This is a genomic window from Hydrotalea sp. GW822-HT8A01 (genome assembly GCF_058798575.1).
This window is the reverse complement of record NZ_CM179506.1, coordinates 2,230,316-2,253,918: the sequence shown is the minus strand read 5'-3', so window position 1 is coordinate 2,253,918 and position 23,603 is coordinate 2,230,316. Positions and strand designations below refer to the sequence as shown.

14 protein-coding genes are annotated in these 23,603 nt (G+C 37.3%); 13 read left to right on the top strand and 1 reads right to left on the bottom strand.

The window, feature by feature from the left end; genetic code table 11:
• Positions 1 to 7: 7 nt before the first annotated feature.
• From leuB to nhaA, 13 genes are all read left to right on the top strand, one after another.
• Positions 8 to 1,126, top strand: a complete 1,119-nt coding sequence (gene leuB / locus AC3QLY_RS09895) for a 3-isopropylmalate dehydrogenase (RefSeq protein ID WP_074419986.1) — start codon at positions 8 to 10, stop codon at positions 1,124 to 1,126.
• 259 nt (positions 1,127 to 1,385) lie between these two features.
• Entirely contained in the window at positions 1,386 to 2,291 is a 906-nt protein-coding gene (locus tag AC3QLY_RS09890; RefSeq protein ID WP_074419983.1) for a branched-chain amino acid transaminase, read from the top strand.
• Between the two features lie 35 nt (positions 2,292 to 2,326).
• Positions 2,327 to 4,027, top strand: a complete 1,701-nt coding sequence (gene ilvD, locus AC3QLY_RS09885) for a dihydroxy-acid dehydratase (RefSeq protein ID WP_074419984.1) — start codon at positions 2,327 to 2,329, stop codon at positions 4,025 to 4,027.
• A 13-nt stretch (positions 4,028 to 4,040) separates the two neighbouring features.
• Positions 4,041 to 5,786, top strand: a complete 1,746-nt coding sequence (gene ilvB, locus AC3QLY_RS09880) for a biosynthetic-type acetolactate synthase large subunit (RefSeq protein WP_074419985.1) — start codon at positions 4,041 to 4,043, stop codon at positions 5,784 to 5,786.
• Between the two features lie 32 nt (positions 5,787 to 5,818).
• Entirely contained in the window at positions 5,819 to 6,406 is a 588-nt protein-coding gene (ilvN, locus tag AC3QLY_RS09875; protein WP_081301281.1) for an acetolactate synthase small subunit, read from the top strand.
• A 45-nt stretch (positions 6,407 to 6,451) separates the two neighbouring features.
• On the top strand, positions 6,452 to 7,501 hold the full coding sequence (gene ilvC, locus AC3QLY_RS09870) for a ketol-acid reductoisomerase (protein WP_068246779.1): 1,050 nt from the start codon (positions 6,452 to 6,454) through the stop codon (positions 7,499 to 7,501).
• 1 nt (position 7,502) lies between these two features.
• Complete coding sequence (ilvA, locus tag AC3QLY_RS09865) at positions 7,503 to 8,816, top strand: threonine ammonia-lyase (RefSeq protein WP_492989707.1); 1,314 nt, start codon at positions 7,503 to 7,505, stop codon at positions 8,814 to 8,816.
• A 98-nt stretch (positions 8,817 to 8,914) separates the two neighbouring features.
• On the top strand, positions 8,915 to 13,456 hold the full coding sequence (gene gltB, locus AC3QLY_RS09860) for a glutamate synthase large subunit (protein ID WP_492989706.1): 4,542 nt from the start codon (positions 8,915 to 8,917) through the stop codon (positions 13,454 to 13,456).
• 52 nt (positions 13,457 to 13,508) lie between these two features.
• Positions 13,509 to 15,017 carry a glutamate synthase subunit beta gene (locus AC3QLY_RS09855; RefSeq protein WP_074421048.1) on the top strand — a complete coding sequence of 503 codons (1,509 nt, stop codon included), beginning with the start codon at positions 13,509 to 13,511 and terminating at the stop codon, positions 15,015 to 15,017.
• A 235-nt stretch (positions 15,018 to 15,252) separates the two neighbouring features.
• Positions 15,253 to 16,668 carry an ammonium transporter gene (locus tag AC3QLY_RS09850; protein WP_074420462.1) on the top strand — a complete coding sequence of 472 codons (1,416 nt, stop codon included), beginning with the start codon at positions 15,253 to 15,255 and terminating at the stop codon, positions 16,666 to 16,668.
• Between the two features lie 80 nt (positions 16,669 to 16,748).
• The gene (locus AC3QLY_RS09845) at positions 16,749 to 17,789 is read left to right on the top strand and encodes an outer membrane beta-barrel protein (protein ID WP_288072979.1); all 1,041 of its coding nucleotides are present in this window, start codon (positions 16,749 to 16,751) and stop codon (positions 17,787 to 17,789) included.
• Positions 17,790 to 17,832: 43 nt separating this feature from the next.
• Positions 17,833 to 19,431: an ammonium transporter gene (locus AC3QLY_RS09840; RefSeq protein WP_288072980.1), complete on the top strand. Its 1,599-nt coding sequence runs from the start codon at positions 17,833 to 17,835 to the stop codon at positions 19,429 to 19,431.
• 135 nt (positions 19,432 to 19,566) lie between these two features.
• Positions 19,567 to 20,790, top strand: coding sequence for a Na+/H+ antiporter NhaA (gene nhaA / locus AC3QLY_RS09835; protein WP_288072982.1), 1,224 nt, complete (start codon positions 19,567 to 19,569; stop codon positions 20,788 to 20,790).
• Between the two features lie 174 nt (positions 20,791 to 20,964).
• On the opposite strand, the gene AC3QLY_RS09830 is transcribed toward nhaA, so the two are convergent.
• Positions 20,965 to 23,538, bottom strand: coding sequence for a phosphoenolpyruvate carboxylase (locus AC3QLY_RS09830; RefSeq protein WP_288097130.1), 2,574 nt, complete (start codon positions 23,536 to 23,538; stop codon positions 20,965 to 20,967).
• Between the last annotated feature and the right edge of the window lie 65 nt (positions 23,539 to 23,603).

Here is a 23,603-nt window from a genome sequence, read left to right as displayed (position 1 = left end):
GGAATGTATGAAAAAGAATATAGTTATTATAAATGGAGACGGAATTGGCCCAGAAGTAACTGCACAGGCCGTTCGTGTATTACAAGCTATTGCAGAAAAATTTAACCATGAATGGCATTTTACCGAATGTTTAATGGGTGCAATAGCCATCGATAAAACAGGGGATCCTTTACCCGATGTAACGATTGAAGCCTGTTTAAACAGTGATGGAATTTTATTTGGTGCAATTGGTGATCCTAAGTATGATAATAATCCCTCAGCAACCGTTCGTCCTGAACAGGGTTTATTGAAATTAAGAAAAGCATTACAGTTGTTTGCAAATGTGCGCCCTGTTACAACGTACCCGTCTTTACATTATCTGTCACCCTTAAAAGAAAAACAATTACAAAACGTTGACTTTGTAATTTACCGCGAATTAACAGGTGGTATTTATTTTGGAAAAAAAGAATTAAACGAGGAAAAAACTCAGGCTATTGACGAATGTATTTATACAACAAATGAAATAGAACGCATTGCCCACAGTGCATTTAAAGCTGCAGAACAAAGAAGAAAAAAATTAACATTGGTTGACAAAGCAAATGTGCTGGAAACATCAAGGCTTTGGAGAAAAGTAGTGCAAGATGTTGCTAAAAATTATCCGGAAGTAGAGGTGAACTATTTATTTGTAGATAATGCTGCCATGCAAATCATCTTGAATCCTGCACAATTTGATGTAATACTTACCGAAAATATGTTTGGCGATATTTTAAGTGATGAAGCAAGTGTGTTAAGTGGTTCTTTAGGATTATTGCCCTCCGCTTCTTTCGGGTTAAGTACTGCTTTATTTGAGCCCATTCATGGTTCCTACCCACAAGCCGCAGGTAAAGACATTGCTAATCCGCTTGGAGCTATTCTTTCTGCTGCCATGATGTTAGATTATTTTGGTTTAGGGAATGAAGCCGCCATTGTTCGTGCCGGTGTAAGCTGGACACTCAATAACAAATTTGTTACAAAAGATATAGATCCAATTAATTTTTATTTCACATCAACGATAGGAGAATTAATATGCGATTTTATTGCAAGCAATAACAATTTTGAAGACATCAATCATAAAAATATTGAGTTGCGCAAGTCTACCATTATTTAATGCCAACTTGTTCAACTCAAAAAAAGTTCTTTGTTCTTAAGCATACAACAGGTATATTTGTTCTAAACACAAAAACGTTGAAGAACAAATTTTATAATACAATTTCTTTTCGTCTGTTTGTATTAACAGCAGCGATAGTTATTGTCATTATTCTGCCTGTCTTTAGAGGGGGGTAAGTTGATTTGTTCTAACCTATAAACAAATTTGACCCGCCTCTAAAAATGGCGGGTTTTTTATTTCATACAACAAAAACAAACACATGTATTACAACGAAAATACTTTTATTTATTTAAATGGCAGCTATGTAAAAGCAGCCGATGCAACTACAGATTTATATGGCCAGACATTGCATTATGGTTATGGTGTTTTTGAGGGAATACGCTCTTATAAAACAATTGCAGGCACAACAAAAATATTTAAGCCTGAAGCCCATTTTCATCGGTTACAACAATCTGCAAAAGCACTAAATCTGCCTTATCATTATACTGTTGAAGAATTAATTGAAGCCACATATAAAGTGTTAGCACTAAATGAATTGCAAGACGCATATATACGTCCGTTAGTTTATGCACCTGCCAATATGAGCTTTGTACAAAATACTACTTCATATATTGTTATTGAAGCTTGGAAAATGGAACCATTTTTAGGTGATAGAATGTTACGTGTGGTAACATCTTCTTTTGAAAGACCTAATCCTAAAGCATTTCACATTCATGCCAAAGCAACCGGCCATTATGTAAATTCTATCTTAGCCAGTCAGGAGGCAAAGCAAAAAGGATACGATGAAGCCTTGTTATTAGATATGCATGGTTATGTTGCAGAAGCACCTGGCGCAAATGTTTTTTTTGAAAAGAACGGCACCCTCTTTACACCAAAATTGGGAAATATTTTACCCGGTATAACCCGTGCAACCATATTGGAATTGTGCAACGAATTAAACATTCCGGTGAAAGAAATACAATTTAAAATTGAAGATATGTTCCATGCAGATGCAGCTTTCTTCTGCGGAACTGCTGCCGAAGTAATTGGTATTGCATCATTAGATGATAAGCCCTTTGTAAAACCCTGGGCCGAAACAATCAGCAAACTCATTCAAACTTCTTATAAAAACTTAATTACTGAAAACAAAAGAACACTTTTAAACGAAGTGTTAGGAACCGAATAATTAATTCACCACCATCATTCTACAACTTTAATTTTATGCCGAACGAATTAAATAAGTACAGTAAAACACTTACAAAAGACGAAACACAACCTGCAGCGCAGGCCATGTATTATGCTATTGGTTTTAAAGAAGAAGATTTTAATAAAGCACAAATTGGCATAGCAAGTATGGGATGGGACGGAAACCCCTGCAACATGCATTTAAATGATCTGGCTACAGCAGTTAAAAAAAGTGTTGATCATACAGATGGTTTATTAGGGCTACGATTTTATACCATCGGTGTAAGTGATGGTATTAGTATGGGAACTGAGGGTATGCGTTACTCGCTGGTTAGCAGAGATTTAATTGCAGACAGTATTGAAACCAATGCAGGTGCCCAATATTATGATGGTTTGATTACCATTCCGGGATGCGATAAAAATATGCCAGGCTCTATCATGGCAATGGGCCGTTTAAACAGACCCGGTATTATGATTTATGGTGGCACCATTGCCCCCGGACATTACAAAGGAGAAGATTTAAATATTGTTTCTGCTTTTGAAGCATTGGGACAAAAAATTGCCGGTAAATTAAATGAAGGTGATTTTAAAGGTATTATTCAACATGCCTGCCCGGGTGCAGGTGCTTGTGGTGGTATGTATACCGCTAATACCATGGCAACTGCCATTGAAGCATTGGGTATGAGCCTTCCTTTTTCCTCTTCCAATCCTGCATTAAGTAAAGAAAAACAAAAAGAATGTGAGGAAGCAGGTAAAGCCATCAAATTATTACTGGAAAAAGATATTAAACCAAGAGATATTATGACACGTGAGGCTTTCGAAAATGCCATCACCGTTGTTATGATTATGGGAGGCAGTACCAATGCAGTATTACATTTAATTGCCATGGCCAAAAGTGTAGGCATAGCATTGAACATTAATGACTTTCAAAAAATTAGCAATAAAGTTCCGGTACTTGCCGACTTTAAGCCCAGCGGTAAATATTTAATGGAAGATTTACATCAGTATGGCGGTCTTCCTGCAGTAATGAAATATTTATTGAAAAAAGGGTTACTGAACGGTCAATGCCTTACCGTTACAGGAAAAACTGTTGCTGAAAATGTTGCAACAGCTCCTGATCTTGATTTTAACCAACAACAGGTTATTAAACCTGTTGAACAACCCATTAAAGCAACCGGACATTTACAAATTTTATTTGGCAATTTGGCCACTGAAGGTGCCGTTGCAAAAATAAGTGGTAAAGAAGGAACACATTTTAAAGGTACAGCAAGAGTATTTGATGGTGAACATGACTTTATAAAAGGCATTGAAAATAATTTAATTAAACCGGGTGATGTTGTCGTTATACGCTATATAGGCCCGAAAGGTGCACCCGGCATGCCCGAAATGCTAAAACCAACCAGTGCCATCATTGGTGCAGGCTTAGGTAAAAGTGTGGCATTAATTACTGACGGGCGTTTCAGTGGCGGTACACATGGCTTTGTAGTAGGCCATATTACCCCCGAAGCATTTGCAGGAGGCCTATTATCACTGGTTGAAAATGATGATATTATTGAAATTGATGCAATAAAAAACACCATCAATCTGTTGGTAGATAACAGCATTATTGAAGCCAGAAAATTAAAATGGAAACGTCCTGCTTTAAAAGCAACCAATGGCGTTTTATATAAATACGCTCAGTTGGTAACCTCCGCATCTGAAGGCTGCGTTACCGACGAAAAACCATATCAATCATAATTAAAATTATTTTATGGAAACAACACTTACAGCACCTAAAAATATTGCAGCATCCACTCCTGGTAATACCACTAATATTTCCGGATCACAAGCAGTATTAGAAGCCTTTATGGCAGAAGGCGTTGATACCATATTTGGTTACCCCGGTGGCGCAATTATGCCAATTTATGATGCATTGTATGATTATAATAATGAACTAACACACATACTCGTAAGGCACGAACAAGGAGCCATTCACGCTGCACAAGGCTATGCACGCAGTTCTGGTAAAACAGGTGTAGTGTTTGCAACCAGCGGACCGGGTGCTACAAATCTGGTAACAGGATTGGCTGATGCAATGATAGATAGTACACCGTTGGTTTGTGTAACCGGCCAAGTTTTTGCACACTTATTAGGTACCGATGCATTTCAGGAAGTAGATGTAATTAACATTACTACACCCATTACAAAATGGAATTACCAAATTACCGATGCTACTGAAATACCGCATATTTTAGCAAAAGCATTTTACATTGCCAGAACAGGAAGACCCGGCCCGGTATTGATAGACATAACCAAAAATGCACAGTTGCAAAAATTTGATTATGAAGGCTACAAAAAATGCGAACATATTAGAAGCTATAGGCCTAAACCCTTTGTTAGAAAAGAATACATTGAACAAGCTGCACAACTCATTAACGAAGCCAAAAAACCTTTTGTACTATTTGGGCAGGGCGTTATTTTAGGTAGAGCTGAAAATGAATTCAAAGCATTTATAGAAAAAGCCAATCTGCCCGCTGCATGGACGCTTTTAGGGTTGAGCGCGCTGCCAACAGACCATCCGTTAAACGTTGGAATGCTTGGCATGCACGGTAATTATGGCCCCAATGTATTAACCAATGAATGCGATATACTCATTGCCGTGGGTATGCGATTCGATGACAGGGTAACCGGCCGTTTAGACAAATATGCCAAACAAGCCAAAATAATACACTTAGATATTGACCCCGCAGAAATAGACAAAAACGTGCAAACAACAGTACCGGTTTGGGGCGATTGCAAAGAAACGCTCCCCATGCTCACTAAATTATTGCAACCCAATCAAAATAAAGAGTGGATTGAAAAGTTTAGTGCTTTTGCCCAAAAAGAATACGACATAGTAATACATGAAGAACTGAACCCAAGTACCGAAATTATGACAATGGGTGAAGTAATTAAAACATTGAATGAGTTAACCAACGGTAATGCCATTATTGTTACCGATGTAGGCCAACACCAAATGGTTGCATGCCGTTATGCAAAATTCAATCAGTCAAAAAGCAATATCACTTCCGGAGGAGCCGGCACTATGGGATTTGGATTGCCCGCTGCCATTGGTGCAAAATTTGGCGCACCCAACCGAACAGTTGTGGCAATTATTGGCGATGGGGGCTTTCAAATGACCTTACAGGAACTGGGTACCATTATGCAATTTAACGTAGATGTAAAAATACTCATACTGAATAACCGGTTTTTAGGAATGGTTCGCCAATGGCAACAATTATTCAATGACAAACGCTACTCATTTGTTGATATTACCAGTCCCGATTTTGTACAATTAGCCAAAGCTTATCGAATAGAGGCAAATAGTATTGATAAAAGAACAGATTTAAAAAATGCATTACAAACCATGTTGAACCATAACGGTAGTTATTTATTAGAAGTGATGGTTGGAAAAGAAAATAATGTTTTCCCAATGGTACCGCAAGGTTGCAGCGTTGCAGAAATCAGGTTACAATAAATGCAATTGATTCAAATTATAACATTAACAACATGAAACAGGAATTTACCATTACCGTATATACCGAAAATCAAATCGGGCTTTTAAACAGAATTGCCATCATTTTTTCGCGTAGAAAAATAAATATTGAAAGCCTGAATACTTCTCCTTCCGAATCAGAAGGTATACATCGGTTTACCATTGTCATTAATGAAACAGAAGAAATTGTAAGAAAATTATGCCGCCAAATAGAGAAACAGGTAGAAGTTTTAAAAGCTTATTACAATACAGAAGATGAAATAGTATGGCAGGAATTGGCCATGTACAAAGTATCTACGGAAGCCATTGCAGAAAAAGTAAAAGTAGAAAGGTTATTAAGAGAATATGGCGCCAGAGCCGTTGTAATTAGAAAAGATTATACCGTTTTTGAAACTTCCGGTCATCGCGAAGAAACCGATCGGTTAGTAAAATTTTTAGAACCCTACGGTTTAATAGAATTTGTAAGAAGTGCAAGAGTAGCCATCATCAAATCAAGCCATGGCTTTCATGAAAAATTAAAAGAATTTGAACAAACAGAACCTGGTGAGGAAGTAATAGAAAATGAATACCTCAGTAAACAGGCAGAAGTATTTACTATGTAATTTATAATTGTAAACAACCAACTTTAAAAATCAAAAATTAGCAAAATGGCAAAATTGAATTTCGGCGGCGTTGAAGAAAACGTAGTAACCCGTGAAGAATTTCCATTATCAAAAGCACAGGAAGTATTAAAAAATGAAACTGTTGCTGTAATTGGTTATGGCGTTCAAGGACCCGGACAGGCTTTAAACCAAAGAGATAATGGTATTAATGTTATTGTAGGGCAACGTAAAAGCTCTAAAACATGGGATAAAGCCATTGCCGATGGCTTTGTACCCGGCGAAACTTTATTTGAAATTGAAGAAGCACTGCAAAGAGGTACCATTATTTGTTACCTGTTAAGCGATGCTGCGCAAATAGCATTGTGGCCAACCGTAAAAAAACACCTTACACCCGGTAAAGCACTTTATTTTTCGCATGGCTTTGGCATTACATTCAATGAACAAACCGGCATCATACCTCCAAAAGATGTAGATGTATTTTTAGTTGCACCAAAAGGTTCCGGTACTTCATTAAGAAGAATGTTTTTACAAGGCCGTGGCTTAAACAGCAGCTATGCTATTTATCAGGATGCTACCGGTAAAGCGAAAGACAGAGTAATTGCATTAGGCATTGCCGTAGGAAGTGGCTATCTGTTCGAAACAGATTTCAGAAAAGAAGTATTCAGCGATTTAACCGGCGAACGGGGTACATTAATGGGTGCTATACAGGGAATATTTGCTGCCCAATACCAGGTACTACGCGATAAAGGTCATTCACCCAGCGAAGCTTTTAATGAAACAGTAGAAGAGCTTACACAAAGCCTTATGCCGTTGGTTGCTGAAAATGGTATGGATTGGATGTATGCCAATTGCTCTACTACAGCTCAAAGAGGTGCATTAGACTGGTGGAAGAAATTCAGAGATGCCACAGCTCCTGTATTTAAAGAATTATATGAAAGTGTTGCAAGCGGAAAAGAATCTCAGCGTTCTATTGACCTGAATAGCCAACCCGATTACCGCGAAAAATTAGAAGTTGAATTGAAAGAATTAAGAGAAAGTGAAATGTGGCAAGCAGGAAAAACAGTGCGCAGTTTAAGACCCGAAAATCAAAAATAAAGTGAATGAAGATGATGGTGGTGTAACATACACACCATCATCTTCTTTTAATGATCAGTACATGCATGTAGCAGAAAATACATATCAATTCAATTATAGTGAGGCTTACCAAAAACTAAAGCAGGTGGTAGCGCATACGCCCTTGCAATACAATCAAATTTTATCTAACCAATACAACTGCCAGGTATATTTGAAGCGGGAAGATTTACAAATAGTTCGCTCGTATAAATTACGCGGTGCATATAATTTGTTAAGCAGCCTATCATCTGAACAATTAAAGAAAGGAGTGGTTTGCGCCAGTGCAGGCAACCACGCACAGGGCTTTGCGTATAGTTGTAAATACTTGGGCATCAAGGGCATTGTGTTTATGCCCATTATAACACCAAAACAAAAAATTCATCAAACAAAAATGTTTGGTGAAGATGCTATTGAAATAAAATTAACAGGCGATACTTTTGACGATTGTTCCCATACAGCACAACAATTCACCCTCAAAAATGAAATGACATTTATTCCTCCATTTGATGACCGGAAAGTAATTGAAGGACAGGCCACTGTTGGTATTGAAATCTTGGAATCCTTATCAAATATTGATTATTTATTCATCCCTGTAGGCGGTGGCGGATTAGCAGCCGGAGTGGGTAGTTATTTTAAACAATATGCCCCCAATACGCAATTAATTGGCGTAGAGCCTGAAGGAGCGCCTTCTATGCTAAAAGCTTTTGAGGCTGGCCGGCCTGTAATGCTGGAACAAATTGACCGTTTTGTTGATGGCGCAGCCGTTAAAAAAGTAGGCAACCTTACCTACCCTATTTGCAAAGAAACACTTACAAATATTTGTTTGGTACCCGAAGGAAAAGTGTGTACTACCATATTAAACCTCTACAACCAAAATGCCATTGTAGCAGAACCTGCCGGTGCATTAAGCATTGCCGCATTAGATCAGTATGCAGAACAAATTGCTGGTAAAAAAGTAGTTTGTATTGTAAGTGGCGGTAATAATGATATTGACAGAATGCCTGAAATTAAAGAACGCTCATTACAATATGAAGGCATTAAACATTATTTTCTTATTCAATTTGCACAAAGGCCTGGTGCCCTTAGAGAATTTTTAAACAAAGTATTAGGGCCAAGTGATGATATTACCCGCTTCGAGTACATGCAAAAAACCAATAAAGAAACAGGCCCTGCATTGGTAGGAATTGAATTAACTGACCGTAATGATTATGGCTCCCTTTTAACCAGAATGCAAACCAATAACATCGATTTTACTGAAATTAATAAACAGGATACACTTTACAGCTATCTCATCTAAATTTTTGCTTAAAAACTTAGATTTTTTATACAAATTTTTCTAAAAATTGAATATATTTGAACGATTGTTGCCATTATATAAAAACAATTTAAATAACAATGGTAAATTCTAACAAAAAAATGGCTGAAACTACCGGTTTATACAACCCCGCTTTTGAGCATGATGCATGTGGCATTGGCTTCGTTGCCAATATTAAGGGAAACAAATCGCACCAAAATGTATTGGATGCCTTAACCATTTTAGAAAATATGGAGCACCGGGGTGCCTGTGGTTGTGAAAACAATACGGGTGATGGTGCCGGTATTATGATACAATTACCCCATGAATTTTTCTTTGAAGAATGTGTAAAACTTGGCGTACATCTTCCATCTTTTGGAAAATATGGTGTAGGCATGATCTTGTTTCCAAAAGATATTCGCTTAAAAGAAGAATGCAGAGATATTTTTAATCGTGCAGCCGAAACATTGGGGTTAGAAGTATTGGCTTATCGTAAAGTACCGGTTAATCCCGCTAATATTGGATCTACTGCACTTTCAGTTGAACCTGAAATGGAACAGGTATTTATTGCCTGCCCCGATCATATCAATCATCCCGATGCTTTTGAAAGAAAATTATTTGTTTTAAGAAATTATGCTTCGCATACTATTCAAGATACAGTAAAAAAAGATACCATTGGTTTTTATATCGCTTCCTTATCTTACAAAACCATTGTATATAAAGGCCAGTTAACCAGTATGCAGGTTCGGAATTATTTCCCCGATTTAGTAAACAAAAAAGTAGTCAGCGCATTTGGTTTGGTGCATTCTCGTTTTGCTACCAATACTTTTCCTTCCTGGAAATTGGCACAACCCTTTCGATACATTGCACACAATGGAGAAATTAATACCCTCCAGGGTAATTTAAACTGGCTAAAAACCAGTGAAAAAGGCTTTACTACGCCTTATTTTACCAAAGAAGAAATGGATATGCTGTTGCCCATAGTAACAGAAAATCAGTCAGACTCAGCATGTTTAGATAATATGATTGAATTACTCACCCTTTCCGGTCGTTCACTACCCCATGTAATGATGATGTTGATTCCGGAAGCATGGGATGGCAACGAACAAATGGATCCGGTAAAAAAAGCATTCTACGAATTTCATGCTGCTTTTCAGGAACCATGGGATGGTCCGGCCTCTATTTCTTTTACAGATGGTAAAATTATTGGGGCCACTTTAGATAGAAACGGACTACGTCCGTCCAGGTATTGCGTTACCAAAGATGACCGTGTTATCATGGCATCTGAAACAGGGGTATTGCCGGTAGCACCCAATTTGATTATTGAAAAAGGCCGCCTGCAACCGGGTAAAATGTTTGTGGTAGATATGGAACAGGGAAGAATTATTAGTGATGAAGAATTAAAGAACGAAATATGTTCTAAAAAACCTTATGCAGAGTGGTTAAACAAATATAAAATAAGATTAGAAGAATTACCGGAACCAAGGGTAACGTTTAGCCATTTGCATCACGATCAGGTTTTTAAATACCAAAAAGCATTTGGTTATTCAACCGAAGATTTGGAAACCATTATTGCGCCTATGGCTTTAGATGGAAAAGAACCCATTGGCTCAATGGGAACAGATACGCCTTTGGCTGTATTAAGCAACCAACCACAACACCTAAGCCATTATTTTAAACAACTATTTGCACAGGTTACCAATCCACCCATCGATCCCATACGCGAAAAAATGGTGATGAGCCTGGCAACTTTTGCAGGAAATAATGGAAATATTTTGGTAGAAGATCCATTAGATTGCCATAGTGTAGCTTTAAAACATCCCATACTCAACAATCACGAATTAGAAAAAATAAGAAGTATTGATACAGGTATTTTCCAGGCTAAAACCCTACAAACCTATTTTCGTGCCGATGCTAAACCGGGTTCATTGCAAAAGGGTATTGACCGGCTTTGTCGCTATGCGGTAGATGCAGTGGAAGATGGCTTTGAGGTATTGATTCTTTCAGACCGTGCCATTGATAGTGAACATGCTCCTATACCATCTCTGTTAGCCACTGCTGCAGTGCACCATCATCTCATCAGAAAAGGTTATCGCGGACAGGTAGGTATTATTGTTGAAGCCGGTGATGTATGGGAAGTGCATCATTTTGCCTGCTTAATTGGATTTGGTGCCACAGCCATTAATCCTTATCTGGCGCTTTCTACCATTCGGGATATGAAAATTGATGGTTATTTGCAAACCAAATTGGATGTTGATCAACTCAAAAAAAATTATATAAAAGCTGTGTGCGATGGGTTGTTAAAAGTTTTCTCCAAAATGGGTATTTCTACCCTGCAATCTTATCAGGGAGCGCAAATATTTGAAATAGTAGGCTTGAACAAATCGGTAGTAGATAAATATTTTACCGGAGCCACTTCGCGTATTCAAGGTATGGGGCTTGATGAAATTGCCCGTGAAGCTTTGGCCAAACACAACCTCGCTTTCAGTAAAAAAGATATTCCGGTACAACGGTTAGCCGTTGGTGGACAATACCAATGGAAAAGAAAGGGAGAAGAACATTTATTCAACCCACAAACCATTCATTTGTTGCAATATGCTACCAGAATGAATGACTACAATACCTATAAAAAATATGCAAAACTAATTAACGAACAAGGCTTAAAAGCTTGCACCATCCGCAGTTTGTTAGATTTTAAAAGAACCCGTGAACCAATTTCAATTGATGAAGTAGAACCCGCAGAAAATATCTATAAACGCTTTGCTACTGGTGCCATGAGTTTTGGTTCTATTTCACATGAAGCACATAGCACATTGGCCATTGCCATGAACAGACTGGGCGGAAAAAGTAATACGGGCGAAGGTGGTGAAGATGAATTGCGGTATGAAAAATTGCCCAATGGCGATAGTATGCGCAGTGCCATTAAACAAGTGGCTTCTGCCCGTTTTGGAGTTACCAGTTTGTACCTTTCAGAAGCCGATGAATTGCAAATTAAAATGGCCCAAGGTGCTAAACCCGGTGAAGGTGGTCAACTACCCGGACATAAGGTTGATGAATGGATAGGCAAGGTTCGGCACGCTACACCGGGTGTAGGGTTAATTTCTCCCCCACCCCATCATGATATTTATTCCATTGAAGATTTGGCGCAATTAATTTACGATTTAAAAAATGCCAATAGAAAAGCCAGAATTAGTGTAAAATTAGTTGCCAAAGCAGGTGTTGGAACCATTGCCGCCGGTGTAGCAAAAGCAAAAGCTGATGTTATTTTAATTTCAGGATATGATGGCGGAACCGGCGCTTCTCCGTTAAGTTCAATTAAACATGCCGGATTACCTTGGGAACTTGGTTTAGCAGAAGCGCACCAAACCTTGGTAAAAAATAAATTACGCAGTAGGGTTGTATTACAGGCAGATGGACAAATGAAAACCGGAAGAGATATTGCTATTGCTACTTTAATGGGTGCTGAAGAATGGGGCGCCGCTACTGCAGCATTGGTTGTAGAAGGTTGTATAATGATGCGTAAATGCCATTTAAACACCTGCCCGGTAGGTGTTGCCACACAAGATCCTGAATTAAGAAAACGCTTTACCGGCGATCCTGAACATGTAATACATTTTTTTCAATTTGTAGTGCAGGAGCTCAGAGAAATTATGGCAGAACTTGGTTTTAGAACCATCAATGAAATGGTAGGAAAAGTAGATAACTTAACCGTACGTGAAAATCTAAAACATTGGAAATACAGTAAACTAGACCTTTCGCCTATTTTGTATAAAGAAGAAGCATCTCCTTATGTAGGATTATACCATCAGGAAGAGCAGGATCATGGATTAGAAGGTGTATTAGACTGGAAATTATTGGAAGCAGCAAAACCTGCCATTGAAAGTGGCAAAAAAGTAAAAGCCGATTTCCCCATTAAAAATACCGATAGAACAGTTGGGGCAATACTTTCCAATGAGATTACAAAAATTTATCGTACAAAAGGACTGCCAACAGATACCATTCATTTCAATTTTACCGGCACAGCAGGCCAAAGTTTTGGAGCCTTCAATACCAATGGCATTACGCTTGAGTTAGAAGGCGATGCCAATGATTATTTTGGTAAAGGTTTAAGTGGTGCCAAACTCATTGTATATCCATCCAAAAACGCTTCTTATATTCCTGAAAACAATATCATTATTGGCAATGTTGCCTTCTATGGTGCTACTTCAGGCGAAGCCTACATCATGGGGAAAGCCGGCGAACGTTTTGCCGTACGTAATTCGGGTGTTGTAGCTGTTACAGAAGGCGTGGGCGATCATGGCTGCGAATATATGACCGGCGGTAAAGTGGTTATTTTAGGAAATACCGGAAGAAACTTTGCGGCGGGTATGAGTGGTGGCATTGCATACATATATGATGTAAACAACAATTTTAAACAGAATTGTAATACTGAAATGGTTGATTTAGATCCGCTTGATGAAGCAGACAGTAAGGATTTACAGCAATTAATACAGGCGCATTACAATTATACCGGCAGCACGGTGGCCCGTTTTGTAATGGATGATTTTGATAACCAGTTGAAAAATTTCATCAAGGTATTTCCGAAAGATTATAAAAAAGTGCTGAAAGAAAAAAGCGCAAAAACTGTTAAGCAATCTAAGTAAGCATTTGAACATTGTACAAGAGTAATAACAATTATTTTTAAAAGAAATGATTATGGGTAAACCAACAGGATTTATAGAATTTCAAAGAGAAACTCCCAAAAAAAGACCGGTTGAAGAGCGGTTAAAAGATTATAAAGAATTTGTACTTCCCTTTACAGAGGAACAACTCAATCATCAGTCAGCCCGTTGCATGAATTGTGGCGTACCTTTTTGCCACAATGGCTGCCCCTTGGGTAATGTTATTCCCGAATTCAATGATGCAGTGTATGATGGTAATTGGAAGGAGGCCTATGACATCCTCATCTCTACCAATAATTTTCCGGAATTTACAGGTCGCATTTGCCCCGCTCCTTGTGAAAGTGCCTGCGTTTTAGGTATTAATCAGCCTGCAGTTACCATTGAAGAAATTGAAAAACATATCATTGAAATTGCCTTTGATAAAGGCTTTGTTCAACCCCAAAAACCCAATGTATACACCGGTAAAAAAGTGGCTGTAATTGGCTCGGGACCAGCAGGTTTAGCTGCTGCTGCACAATTAAACTATGCAGGCCATGCAGTAACCATATTTGAAAGAGATGATGCGCCAGGTGGATTGCTGCGTTATGGAATACCCGATTTTAAATTAGAGAAATCTGTGGTGGATAGAAGAATTCAATTAATGGAACAAGAAGGTGTTGTATTTAAATGCAATGCCAATGTTGGCGTAAATGTTAGCATTAATGATTTACTGCGAGAATTCAATGCTATTGTATTGGCGGGGGGATCAACTTTTCCAAGAGATTTGAACATACCCGGCAGGGAATTAAATGGCGTATATTTTGCCATGCAATTTTTAAAACAAAACAATAAAAGAGTGGCCGGTAAAAAACCAACTGTTGATGAAAACTTCTGTATAGAAAGTAATATGCTATCGCATGAATTAATGGCCACAAGCAAAAATGTTGTCATCATAGGCGGTGGTGATACTGGAAGTGATTGTGTAGGTACCTCTAACCGGCACAAAGCTAAATCAGTTACACAATTTGAATTATTACCCAAACCACCGGAAAGCAGAACCCCTTATATGCCTTGGCCTACATATCCAATGGTATTAAAAACCACTACTTCACATGAAGAAGGAGCTGACAGAAAATGGGCAATTGCAACTAAAGCTTTTTTAGGTGATGAAAACGGCAACCTGAAAGCCATTAAAGTGGTGGATTTGGAATGGACTATTACAAATGATGGAAAGCCGGCAAGGTTTATTGAAAAAGAAGGTAGTGAAAGAGATATGCCTTGCGAATTGGCATTATTGGCCATGGGTTTTGTTCATCCTGAACACAGTGGGTTAATAGAAGAACTTGGCGTTGAATTAGATGAAAGGGGCAATGTAAAAGCCACTGAAAAAAACTATCAAACCAATATTGCCAAAATATTTACAGCCGGCGATATGCGAAGAGGCCAATCGCTGGTAGTATGGGCCATTAGTGAAGGCAGAGAATGTGCCAGAAAGGTAGATGAATTTTTGATGGGCAGTTCAATTTTAGAAACAAAAGATGAATCTTTATTGGCTGTAATTTAAATTAATTAAATTTTAATACTTTTTAATTAGTCACCCATTTGGGTGACTTTTTTATTTATACCATCATAAAAAATTGAAAATCAGTTATTTATAGTAACCAATACTATTTTGTCAAAATTATATATACAAATTACAATAATTTACATTTGATATTTTTATTTGTTTTTATAATTTTTTTGCTATTTTAGCAAAATAAATTTCATATTTTTATAAAATTTAAATTTAAATCTGTATCATGGTAAAAAAAGTATCCTTTAGAGCAATTGCCCCTTTTACTTTACTTGGCATTGTTGCAATCGCAGCTTTATTTATCCCTTCATTACCAGATTTTACGGATACCAAAGGCCAATACAATACCGCAGATATTGCCTGGATATTGGTGGCAACGGCATTGGTATTTTTAATGACTCCCGGATTAGCCTTCTTTTACGGCGGTATGGTGCATAGAAAAAATGTACTTTCTACTATGATAAAAAGTGTAGTAGCCGCAGGTATTGTTAGCATTCTTTGGGTGGTTGTAGGGTATAGCTTGGCATTTGGTGATTCCATTGGAGGATTCATTGGTAACCCAGCTACGCACTTTTTTTTTAAAGGTGTAGCTTCAGGGGCTCCCTGGATAGGTGCCCCCACCATTCCGCTTACTTTATTTGCCTTATTTCAATTAATGTTTGCCATTATAACACCCGGTTTGGTGGTAGGCGCTGTAGCGGAACGCATTCGATTTACTGCATATATATTGTTCATTGCATTGTTTAGTTTATTAGTTTATGCTCCTATTGCTCACTGGACATGGCACCCAGATGGCTTCCTGGCAAAAATGGGTGTTCTGGATTTTGCAGGTGGAACTGTAGTGCATATTTCAGCAGGTTGCGCTGCCTTAGCCGGTGCATTGGTATTAAAACGAAGAAAAGCTCATATAGAGCAAAGAGAAATTCCTCCGGCTAATATACCTTATGTTTTAATTGGCACAGGTTTGCTTTGGTTTGGTTGGTTTGGTTTTAATGCCGGCTCTGCAATGGCAGCTAATGCTTTGGCTGTATCGGCCTTTGCTACTACCAGTATTGCTGCCGCTGCCGCTGGTTGTTCATGGATGTTTTTTGATGCTGTAAAAGGTAAAAAACCCTCTGTACTCGGCTTTTGTATTGGCGCAGTGGTTGGACTTGTTGCCATTACTCCTGCATCCGGCTTCATTGGTATACCTCAAAGTATTTTTGTAGGAGCAATTGCAGCCGTCATTTCTAACATCGCGGTTCATTATAAATCAAAGTCTACACTCGATGATACATTAGATGTTTTCCCCTGCCATGGTTTAGGGGGTATGGTGGGCATGTTATTAACCGGTTTATTAGCTACAAAAACGGTAAATGCCGCCGGTAATAATGGTTGGTTATATGGTAATACCAGCTTATTCTTTATTCAATTAAAAGCAATGCTTATTGTGGTAGCATATAGTTTCACGATGTCGTTTGCCATATTCAAATTTATCAATTTCATTTTACCATTAAGGGTAAGTTCAGCTGAAGAAGAAGTAGGATTAGACAAATCACAACACGACGAAAAGTACGTTCAGGGAACAATTTTATTAGAAGAGATTGGCGAAAACGAAGAAGGTTCCATCATTCAAAAGGAAATTATCATGCATGCATCATAACACTAAAAAGGTACAGCAGGTAATAAACTTCTGACCAAGCCTATTTGCTGTACCCTTTTATTAACAAAAAACCAACCACAATGTTAAAGAAAATCTGCCAACTAACTGCAATAAGTTTTGCAGCAGTTACTTCTATTGAGGCCCAAACGGACTCCACAAAAAAAATAGAAAGTAACACCACATTTACTTACGCAATTGATGCTTATTACAGAACTGATTTCACTGACCCCTCCTCCGACGCTAAATCGAACAGTTTTACCAGTTTTACCGATTCAAAAAATTCGTTTGAATTAGGGATGGCCTCTGTTAGGGTTGACCACTCCTTTGGAAAAGTAGGTGCAACTGCCGATTTAGGCTTTGGAAAAAGAGCCGAAAATTACTCTTACAATGATGTAGGCACCATGGCTGCTATTAAACAGTTATTTTTAACCTATACGCCTGTTAAAGGTGTTACCTTAACAGCAGGTAAATTTGGTACTTTTATCGGCTATGAAGTATTAGATGCTTATGCCAACAGAAACTATAGCATGAGTTATGGATTTTCCTATGGTCCCTTCTTTCACACAGGTATTAAAGCTGATATTGCATTGGGTGGTAAAACAGCCATAATGGTGGGTATTGCCAATCCTACCGACTTCTCCACAACAACTTCGGGTCGTAAAGTTGCCATAGCCCAATTGAGTACCGGAACAAAAGATGATAAATTTAAAGCAATCCTTAATTTTCACGGAGGGACTGACTTTAATCAGTTCGATTTGGTATTGAATGCAAATTTGAGCAGTAAGTTCAGTTTAGATTACGATGGCACCATTAAAACAGTGAAAGTTGCCGGCAATAGTAACAGTTGGTCAAGCAATGTGCTGTATATAAATTATGATGCCACAAAAACTGTTGGCTTTACCTTAAGAGAGGAATATTTTGATGACAAAAAAAATGTAGCAGGTGTTGGTGCCGGAATTATTGCAACCACGCTATCCGGTAACATTCACATCAATAATCTCACCCTCATTCCCGAACTAAGAATAGATAATGCGCAATCTGCCATTTTCTCAAAAAGCAGCCTCAATTCATATAGTAAAAGCGATGTTAGCTGCTTATTGGCTGCTGTTTATAAGTTTTAATATCATAATCAACCAAACCTAACTACTCACTAAAAAACTAACAATGAAAAAAACAACATCTATTTTTTTAGAAAAAAAACTAATTGCTCCTCTTTTTATGCTGCTATTGAGCATTGCAATGATTTTTCCGAAAACAGGCTATTCACAAGATCCAACCGGAGCCAAAACAGGTACATTAGCAGATATTGATACTGCAGCTGTAAAAACCTTAGACACATTAAGCAAAGCACAAGATAGTAGTGCCGCAAAATTATCTGAACACCTCAATCAATTGGCAGCTACGGTTCATAGTATTGGTGATGCAGACGGACATAATAAAATTGCCATCAATATTATGTGGACATTAATTGCAGGCTTTTTGGTAATGTTTATGCAGGCTGGTTTTGCCATGGTTGAAACCGGTTTTACACAGAAAAAAAATGTGGCACATACCATGCTGATGAATTTTTTAATCTATGCTATTGGTATGTTAGGATTCTGGATAGTAGGTTTTGCCATTATGTTTGGTGGCGCATTAAATCCGGCTACTTTAGGCGGAGCAGCAGGTGTTACCAGCCATGAGGTAGTAATTCATTTATTCGGAAAAGATTTTGGAATAGCCGGTACAGCTGCTTATTTCTTAAATAGCAAGGTATATGACGTAGGGGTATTTACGTTGTTCTTATTTCAAATGGTTTTTATGGATACTACTGCCACTATTCCAACAGGAGCTATGGCTGAACGTTGGACTTTAAAATCATTTATAGTGTATGGATTCTTTATTTCAATGTTTGTATACCCCTTATTTGGTAATTGGGTTTGGGGCGGTGGCTGGTTATCAGCTTTAGGCACCAATTTTGGTTTAGGTCATGGACATGTAGATTTTGCAGGATCTTCTGTAGTGCATATGGTTGGCGGTGTTGCTGCATTAGCCGGTGCACTTGTAATTGGCCCCCGATATGGTAAATATGGTAAAGATGGCAGCGTAAAAACCATACCCGGTCATAATATTCCTATGGCTATTATTGGAACATTTATTTTGGCATTTGGCTGGTTTGGATTTAACCCCGGTTCAACATTAGCCGGTGGCGATTTACGTATTAGCATTGTTGCGGTAAATACCATGCTGGCCTCCGCTGCAGGTGCCATAGCAGCTCTTTTTTACATGTATATAAAAGGCAGCAAGGCTGACCCCGGAATGATTGCCAATGGCATGTTAGCAGGTTTAGTAGCTATAACAGCACCTTGTGCTTTTGTTACAGCTATTTCGGCAGTTATTATCGGAGCCATTTCAGGCATATTGGTAATTCTGGTTTACAATTTTGTAGATACCAAATTAAAGATCGATGATCCAGTTGGTGCATTTGCGGTGCATGGAGCCAATGGTGCATGGGGTGTTTTATCGTTGGGCTTATTTGCCGATGGTTCTTATGGTGATGGCTGGAACGGAGTACCAGGTACTGTTAAAGGTTTGTTTTATGGAGATTATAAACAATTTATAGCACAATGCATTGGAACAATTACCTGCTTTGTATTTGTATTTGTTACCATGTATATATTTTTCAAAGTATTAAATAAAATAATACCATTAAGAAGCAAAGAGGCTGATGAAATTGCAGGTTTGGATATACCTGAAACAGGTGTTTTAGGTTATGTTGATTAAGATAAATTTTATTTAACTATTGATAGCTATACACAGGGGAAGGGATGCATATGGGGATGGGGTTGCAAAACCCCTCCTTATATTTAAAAAAACGGATAAAATACATCATTTACTATACCAAAAAAACTTTTTGTTATGTATAAACATATAAAAAAAGCCATTCAACCCATGCGGCTAATATTAAATGATAGCAGGGTTACCGGTATTTTATTAATTATTTGCACGCTACTATCTGTTTTATTTTCTAATACAACCCAAACACATGCGTATCAGTTGTTCTGGCATAAAGATTTTTTCAAAACCTCTTCGGCGGTTTTGCCCGCTAATCCATTAGAATGGATCAATACAGCTATGATGTCATTTTTCTTTTTACTGGCTGGTATGGAAATTAAAAGAGAATTATTAAATGGCGAATTATCTTCCTTTAAAAAAGCAATATTACCTTTTGGTGCTGCCTTAGGTGGTATGGTTATGCCTGCAATATTGTATGCCGTATTTAACCATGCATCCGGCCATTTATCCGGTTGGGGTATACCCACTGCAACAGACATTGCTTTTTCATTAGGTGTTGCTTCTATCATCGGTAAAAGATTTCCTGTTGGTCTAAAAATATTTTTAATGGCACTGGCTATTATAGACGATTTAGGTGCCATTGTAATTGTAACACTGTTTTATGGCGGTAAAATAAATTTATTTTTCTTAGCTGCAGCAGGTATTTTATATTCAATACTAATCATACTAAATATTTTAAAAATAAAAAATATATTTTTATATATCATTATTCCGATTGCTTTATGGTATTGCATGTATCGCTCAGGTATAGAGGCGGGCATTACAGGTGTGTTGGTAGCATTTTCGTTGCCGGTTAATTTTTTACCTTCAGTTGAGAAAGCAATACATTTCCCGGTTAATTACCTTATTCTCCCATTATTTGCATTAGCCAACACGGCAATTATACTACCGGATAACTTATTTAATCATATGATTAGCCCTATAAGTATGGGCATTATTGTTGGATTAGTAATTGGGAAACCATTGGGCATTTATTTGTTTAGCAGAATATTGGTTTATTTTAAAATTGCGCACTTACCGGCTAAAACAAATTGGACACAATTAATAGGCATGGGTACATTAGCAGGCATAGGGTTTACAATGTCAATTTTTACCACCACATTGGCATTTAAAAATCAGGAATTTAAGGAAGAAGCAACTGTTGCTATTATGTTGGCTATGTGCTTGTCGTTCATTATCAGTAGTATTTACTTTTTTGTATTAGATATTAGGAAAATAAAACTTACCCGTACACAACAAATATTAAATTCCAGCGCTTCAAATGAATGGATTATTTCTCAAAACTAATTGCTTAAAATTGTTGTGAGCACTTTCTTACAAACACTTAAGAAAGTAAAGAGGCTGTATCAAAAGTGCTATGCAGCCTCTTTTTATTCGGTAAGGGGATGGAGAAAATTTTCGTTTATGCAAATCTCAGCCCTTTCTTTTTGCTTTTGATACATCCTCCTATTTTTTGCAAGGCTAAGCAGAATTTCGTCCGGCATTAATAATACCAAAGGAACAACGCATTGCCAATTTTTCGTAAGTATTTTTTAATGATTCTTGTGAAGAATATGCTTCCAGCTCTCGAACTTTCGTAATAGCATATTGTTGAATGGTTACCAACGGTAAAACGATGCGTTCCCGCATTTGAATAGACATTTGATCAACAGGATAATCTGCCATTAAGCCAGATTTGTTGTTTAAAAGCAGTATATATTTTTTTGTGAGTTCATATTCACTATAAAGCATATTCCAAATTTCACCATACTTTTCATCATTTGCTAAAAATGCGGTTAATGGAAAGAAACATTTTTGCATGGCCATCTCACAATTATCAATTAAAGTTTTGAAAAATAATGAATGCTGGTATAATGCTTTAATGGCGTCCCATTTCCCTTGATGCTCTGCAGCTTGCAAAGCGGTTCCAACGCCATAATAGCCGGTAACATTTTGTTTTATTTGACTCCACGAGCCTACAAAAGGTATGGCACGCAAATCATTCAAAGTTAATTTACTGGAGCCGCCTCTTTTGGTAGGCCTGCTTCCTATATTGGTTTCTGAATATAATTTAAGCGGACTAACATGCACCAGATAATCAATAAAATAAGGATGATTTTTTAATTGTAAATAAGCCTGATAACTGGTTTCAGCAATTGCTTCCATTAATTGTTCTTCCATTTTTTCTAATGTTATTTTATTATTAGAAAAAGTTTCATTCGACATGCCGGCATGTATTAATTGCTCAATATTGTATTGTGCTGAATCGATCGTACCAAAATTAGAACTAACGGTTTGGCCTTGAATGGTTAACTGTATTTCTTTGTTGGAAATATTGCTGCCCATTGATGCATAGAATTGATGGGTTTTACCACCGCCTCTGGCAGGAGGGCCGCCACGTCCATCAAAAAACACTACATCAATTCCGTATTGTTTTGAGATATCGGTTAATGCCTCTTTCGTTTTATAAATACTCCAGTTAGCCATTAAATAACCGCCATCTTTTGTTCCGTCTGAAAAGCCCAGCATGATGGTTTGCTTATTATGCCTTTTTTGAAGATGTGAACGATAGGTATTTTGCTGATACAATGTTTCCATAATCGCAGCAGCATTTTTTAAATCATCAATGGTTTCAAATAGTGGAACAATATCAATTGTTAAATTTTCTTTCTTCCACCCCATTAACAAAAACATACCAAAAACTTCCATTACATTAATGGCACTAAAGCAATGGCTAATAATATATCGGTTACAACCCGCCTCGCCGTTTAAATGCTGTATATCACGAATTGCAGCAATAATATCTAATGTATCTTTTTGTACGGGATCTTTCAAAACTCCTGAATCAATTGTAGTTTCAATAGCAGCCAGCATGTTTAATTTTTCAGCATCACTTGATGCAGCATAATCTTTGGGCAAGACATTGGTATCATGAATAAGAAAGTCAAAAATTTTGGCATGAATACTGCTATCCTGCCTAATATCTAATGTTGCAAAATGCAACCCAAACAATTCAACTTTATTAATGAATGATTCAACCAGATTTACAAAAAGATGATTGTGCTCATAAATGAGTTGATACCTTATTTTTTCAAGTGCTTGTAGAATTTCATTTTTGGTTAAATCAAATTCATGCTCTGGAACAAATAAATTATCGTACAATCTTTTTTCCAAATTAGTTAAAGCTACATCTACCCCTTTAAAAGTTAAACGCCGCTTTAACTTTCTAACTTCACTGAAATAGGAACGAATAATACTTTCTCGTAGCACATTGGCTACCTTTAAACTGATATCACGAGTAACAAACGGATTACCATCTCTATCACCACCCGGCCAAAAACCCATTCTAATGATAGCATGATGCTCACTTAATAAATCAGGTACATTTTCTTTAATATAAGTAATAATGCGGCCTGCAGCATGATAAAATACATTTTCAAGATACCATATTAAACTAACTGCTTCATCGAAGGGAGTAGGTTTTTGTTGTTGAAAAAAAGGAGTTCTTCCTAATTGTTGCAAATAAGTATATATCTGTTTTTCATTATTGGTATTGATGGCAGAAGAAAGATCATGAATAATGCCCAATACAGCACCCCTGTAAAATTGAGTAGGATGCGCAGTGAGCACTAACTGAATACTAAAATCATTGATACGTTTTTTCAAAGTATCCATCATCTGCTTTTGATCTGCTTCTAACAGTAATTGTTTTACCGTTCCTTTGCCCTGCATATCATTTACTTCCTTAAAAGCTGCATCTTCTAAGGCATCAAACAATACTACCTGTCTTTCAATATATTGAACAAACCTAAAAAGCAAATCAATTTTTTCTTGCTCAGAATTTAAATTGGTTTGTTTATTAAAAAATTCCTGAATAATTTCTAACGGTCCTTGCTTTTTTTTATATCCTTCTTCACAATTTAATAAAAGCAATGAAACCAAAATACCGGTTTTCTCAATTCGGTGAAAAGGTAATGATGTGAACAAACTATTGTATAACTGAAACTTAATAGCCACCTGGCTTTGAAATACGGATAAATTAGCTGACGCAGACATGATAGTATAAAAATTTTAGATTAAAAAAGTGACAGGCCATCGTTTCGGGCTTGAAAATTAATAAA

Bases quoted from the DNA above. Each gene is read 5' to 3' on its own strand.
- leuB (WP_074419986.1), top strand. From the start codon at position 8: ATGAAAAAGAATATAGTTATTATAAATGGAGACGGAATTGGCCCAGAA.
- gltB (WP_492989706.1), top strand. From the start codon at position 8,915: ATGGTAAATTCTAACAAAAAAATGGCTGAAACTACCGGTTTATACAAC.
- AC3QLY_RS09850 (WP_074420462.1), top strand. From the start codon at position 15,253: ATGGTAAAAAAAGTATCCTTTAGAGCAATTGCCCCTTTTACTTTACTT.
- ilvD (WP_074419984.1), top strand. From the start codon at position 2,327: ATGCCGAACGAATTAAATAAGTACAGTAAAACACTTACAAAAGACGAA.
- AC3QLY_RS09890 (WP_074419983.1), top strand. From the start codon at position 1,386: ATGTATTACAACGAAAATACTTTTATTTATTTAAATGGCAGCTATGTA.
- AC3QLY_RS09855 (WP_074421048.1), top strand. From the start codon at position 13,509: ATGGGTAAACCAACAGGATTTATAGAATTTCAAAGAGAAACTCCCAAA.
- ilvN (WP_081301281.1), top strand. From the start codon at position 5,819: ATGAAACAGGAATTTACCATTACCGTATATACCGAAAATCAAATCGGG.
- AC3QLY_RS09830 (WP_288097130.1), bottom strand. From the start codon at position 23,538: ATGTCTGCGTCAGCTAATTTATCCGTATTTCAAAGCCAGGTGGCTATT.
- ilvB (WP_074419985.1), top strand. From the start codon at position 4,041: ATGGAAACAACACTTACAGCACCTAAAAATATTGCAGCATCCACTCCT.
- nhaA (WP_288072982.1), top strand. From the start codon at position 19,567: ATGTATAAACATATAAAAAAAGCCATTCAACCCATGCGGCTAATATTA.
- AC3QLY_RS09845 (WP_288072979.1), top strand. From the start codon at position 16,749: ATGTTAAAGAAAATCTGCCAACTAACTGCAATAAGTTTTGCAGCAGTT.
- ilvC (WP_068246779.1), top strand. From the start codon at position 6,452: ATGGCAAAATTGAATTTCGGCGGCGTTGAAGAAAACGTAGTAACCCGT.
- AC3QLY_RS09840 (WP_288072980.1), top strand. From the start codon at position 17,833: ATGAAAAAAACAACATCTATTTTTTTAGAAAAAAAACTAATTGCTCCT.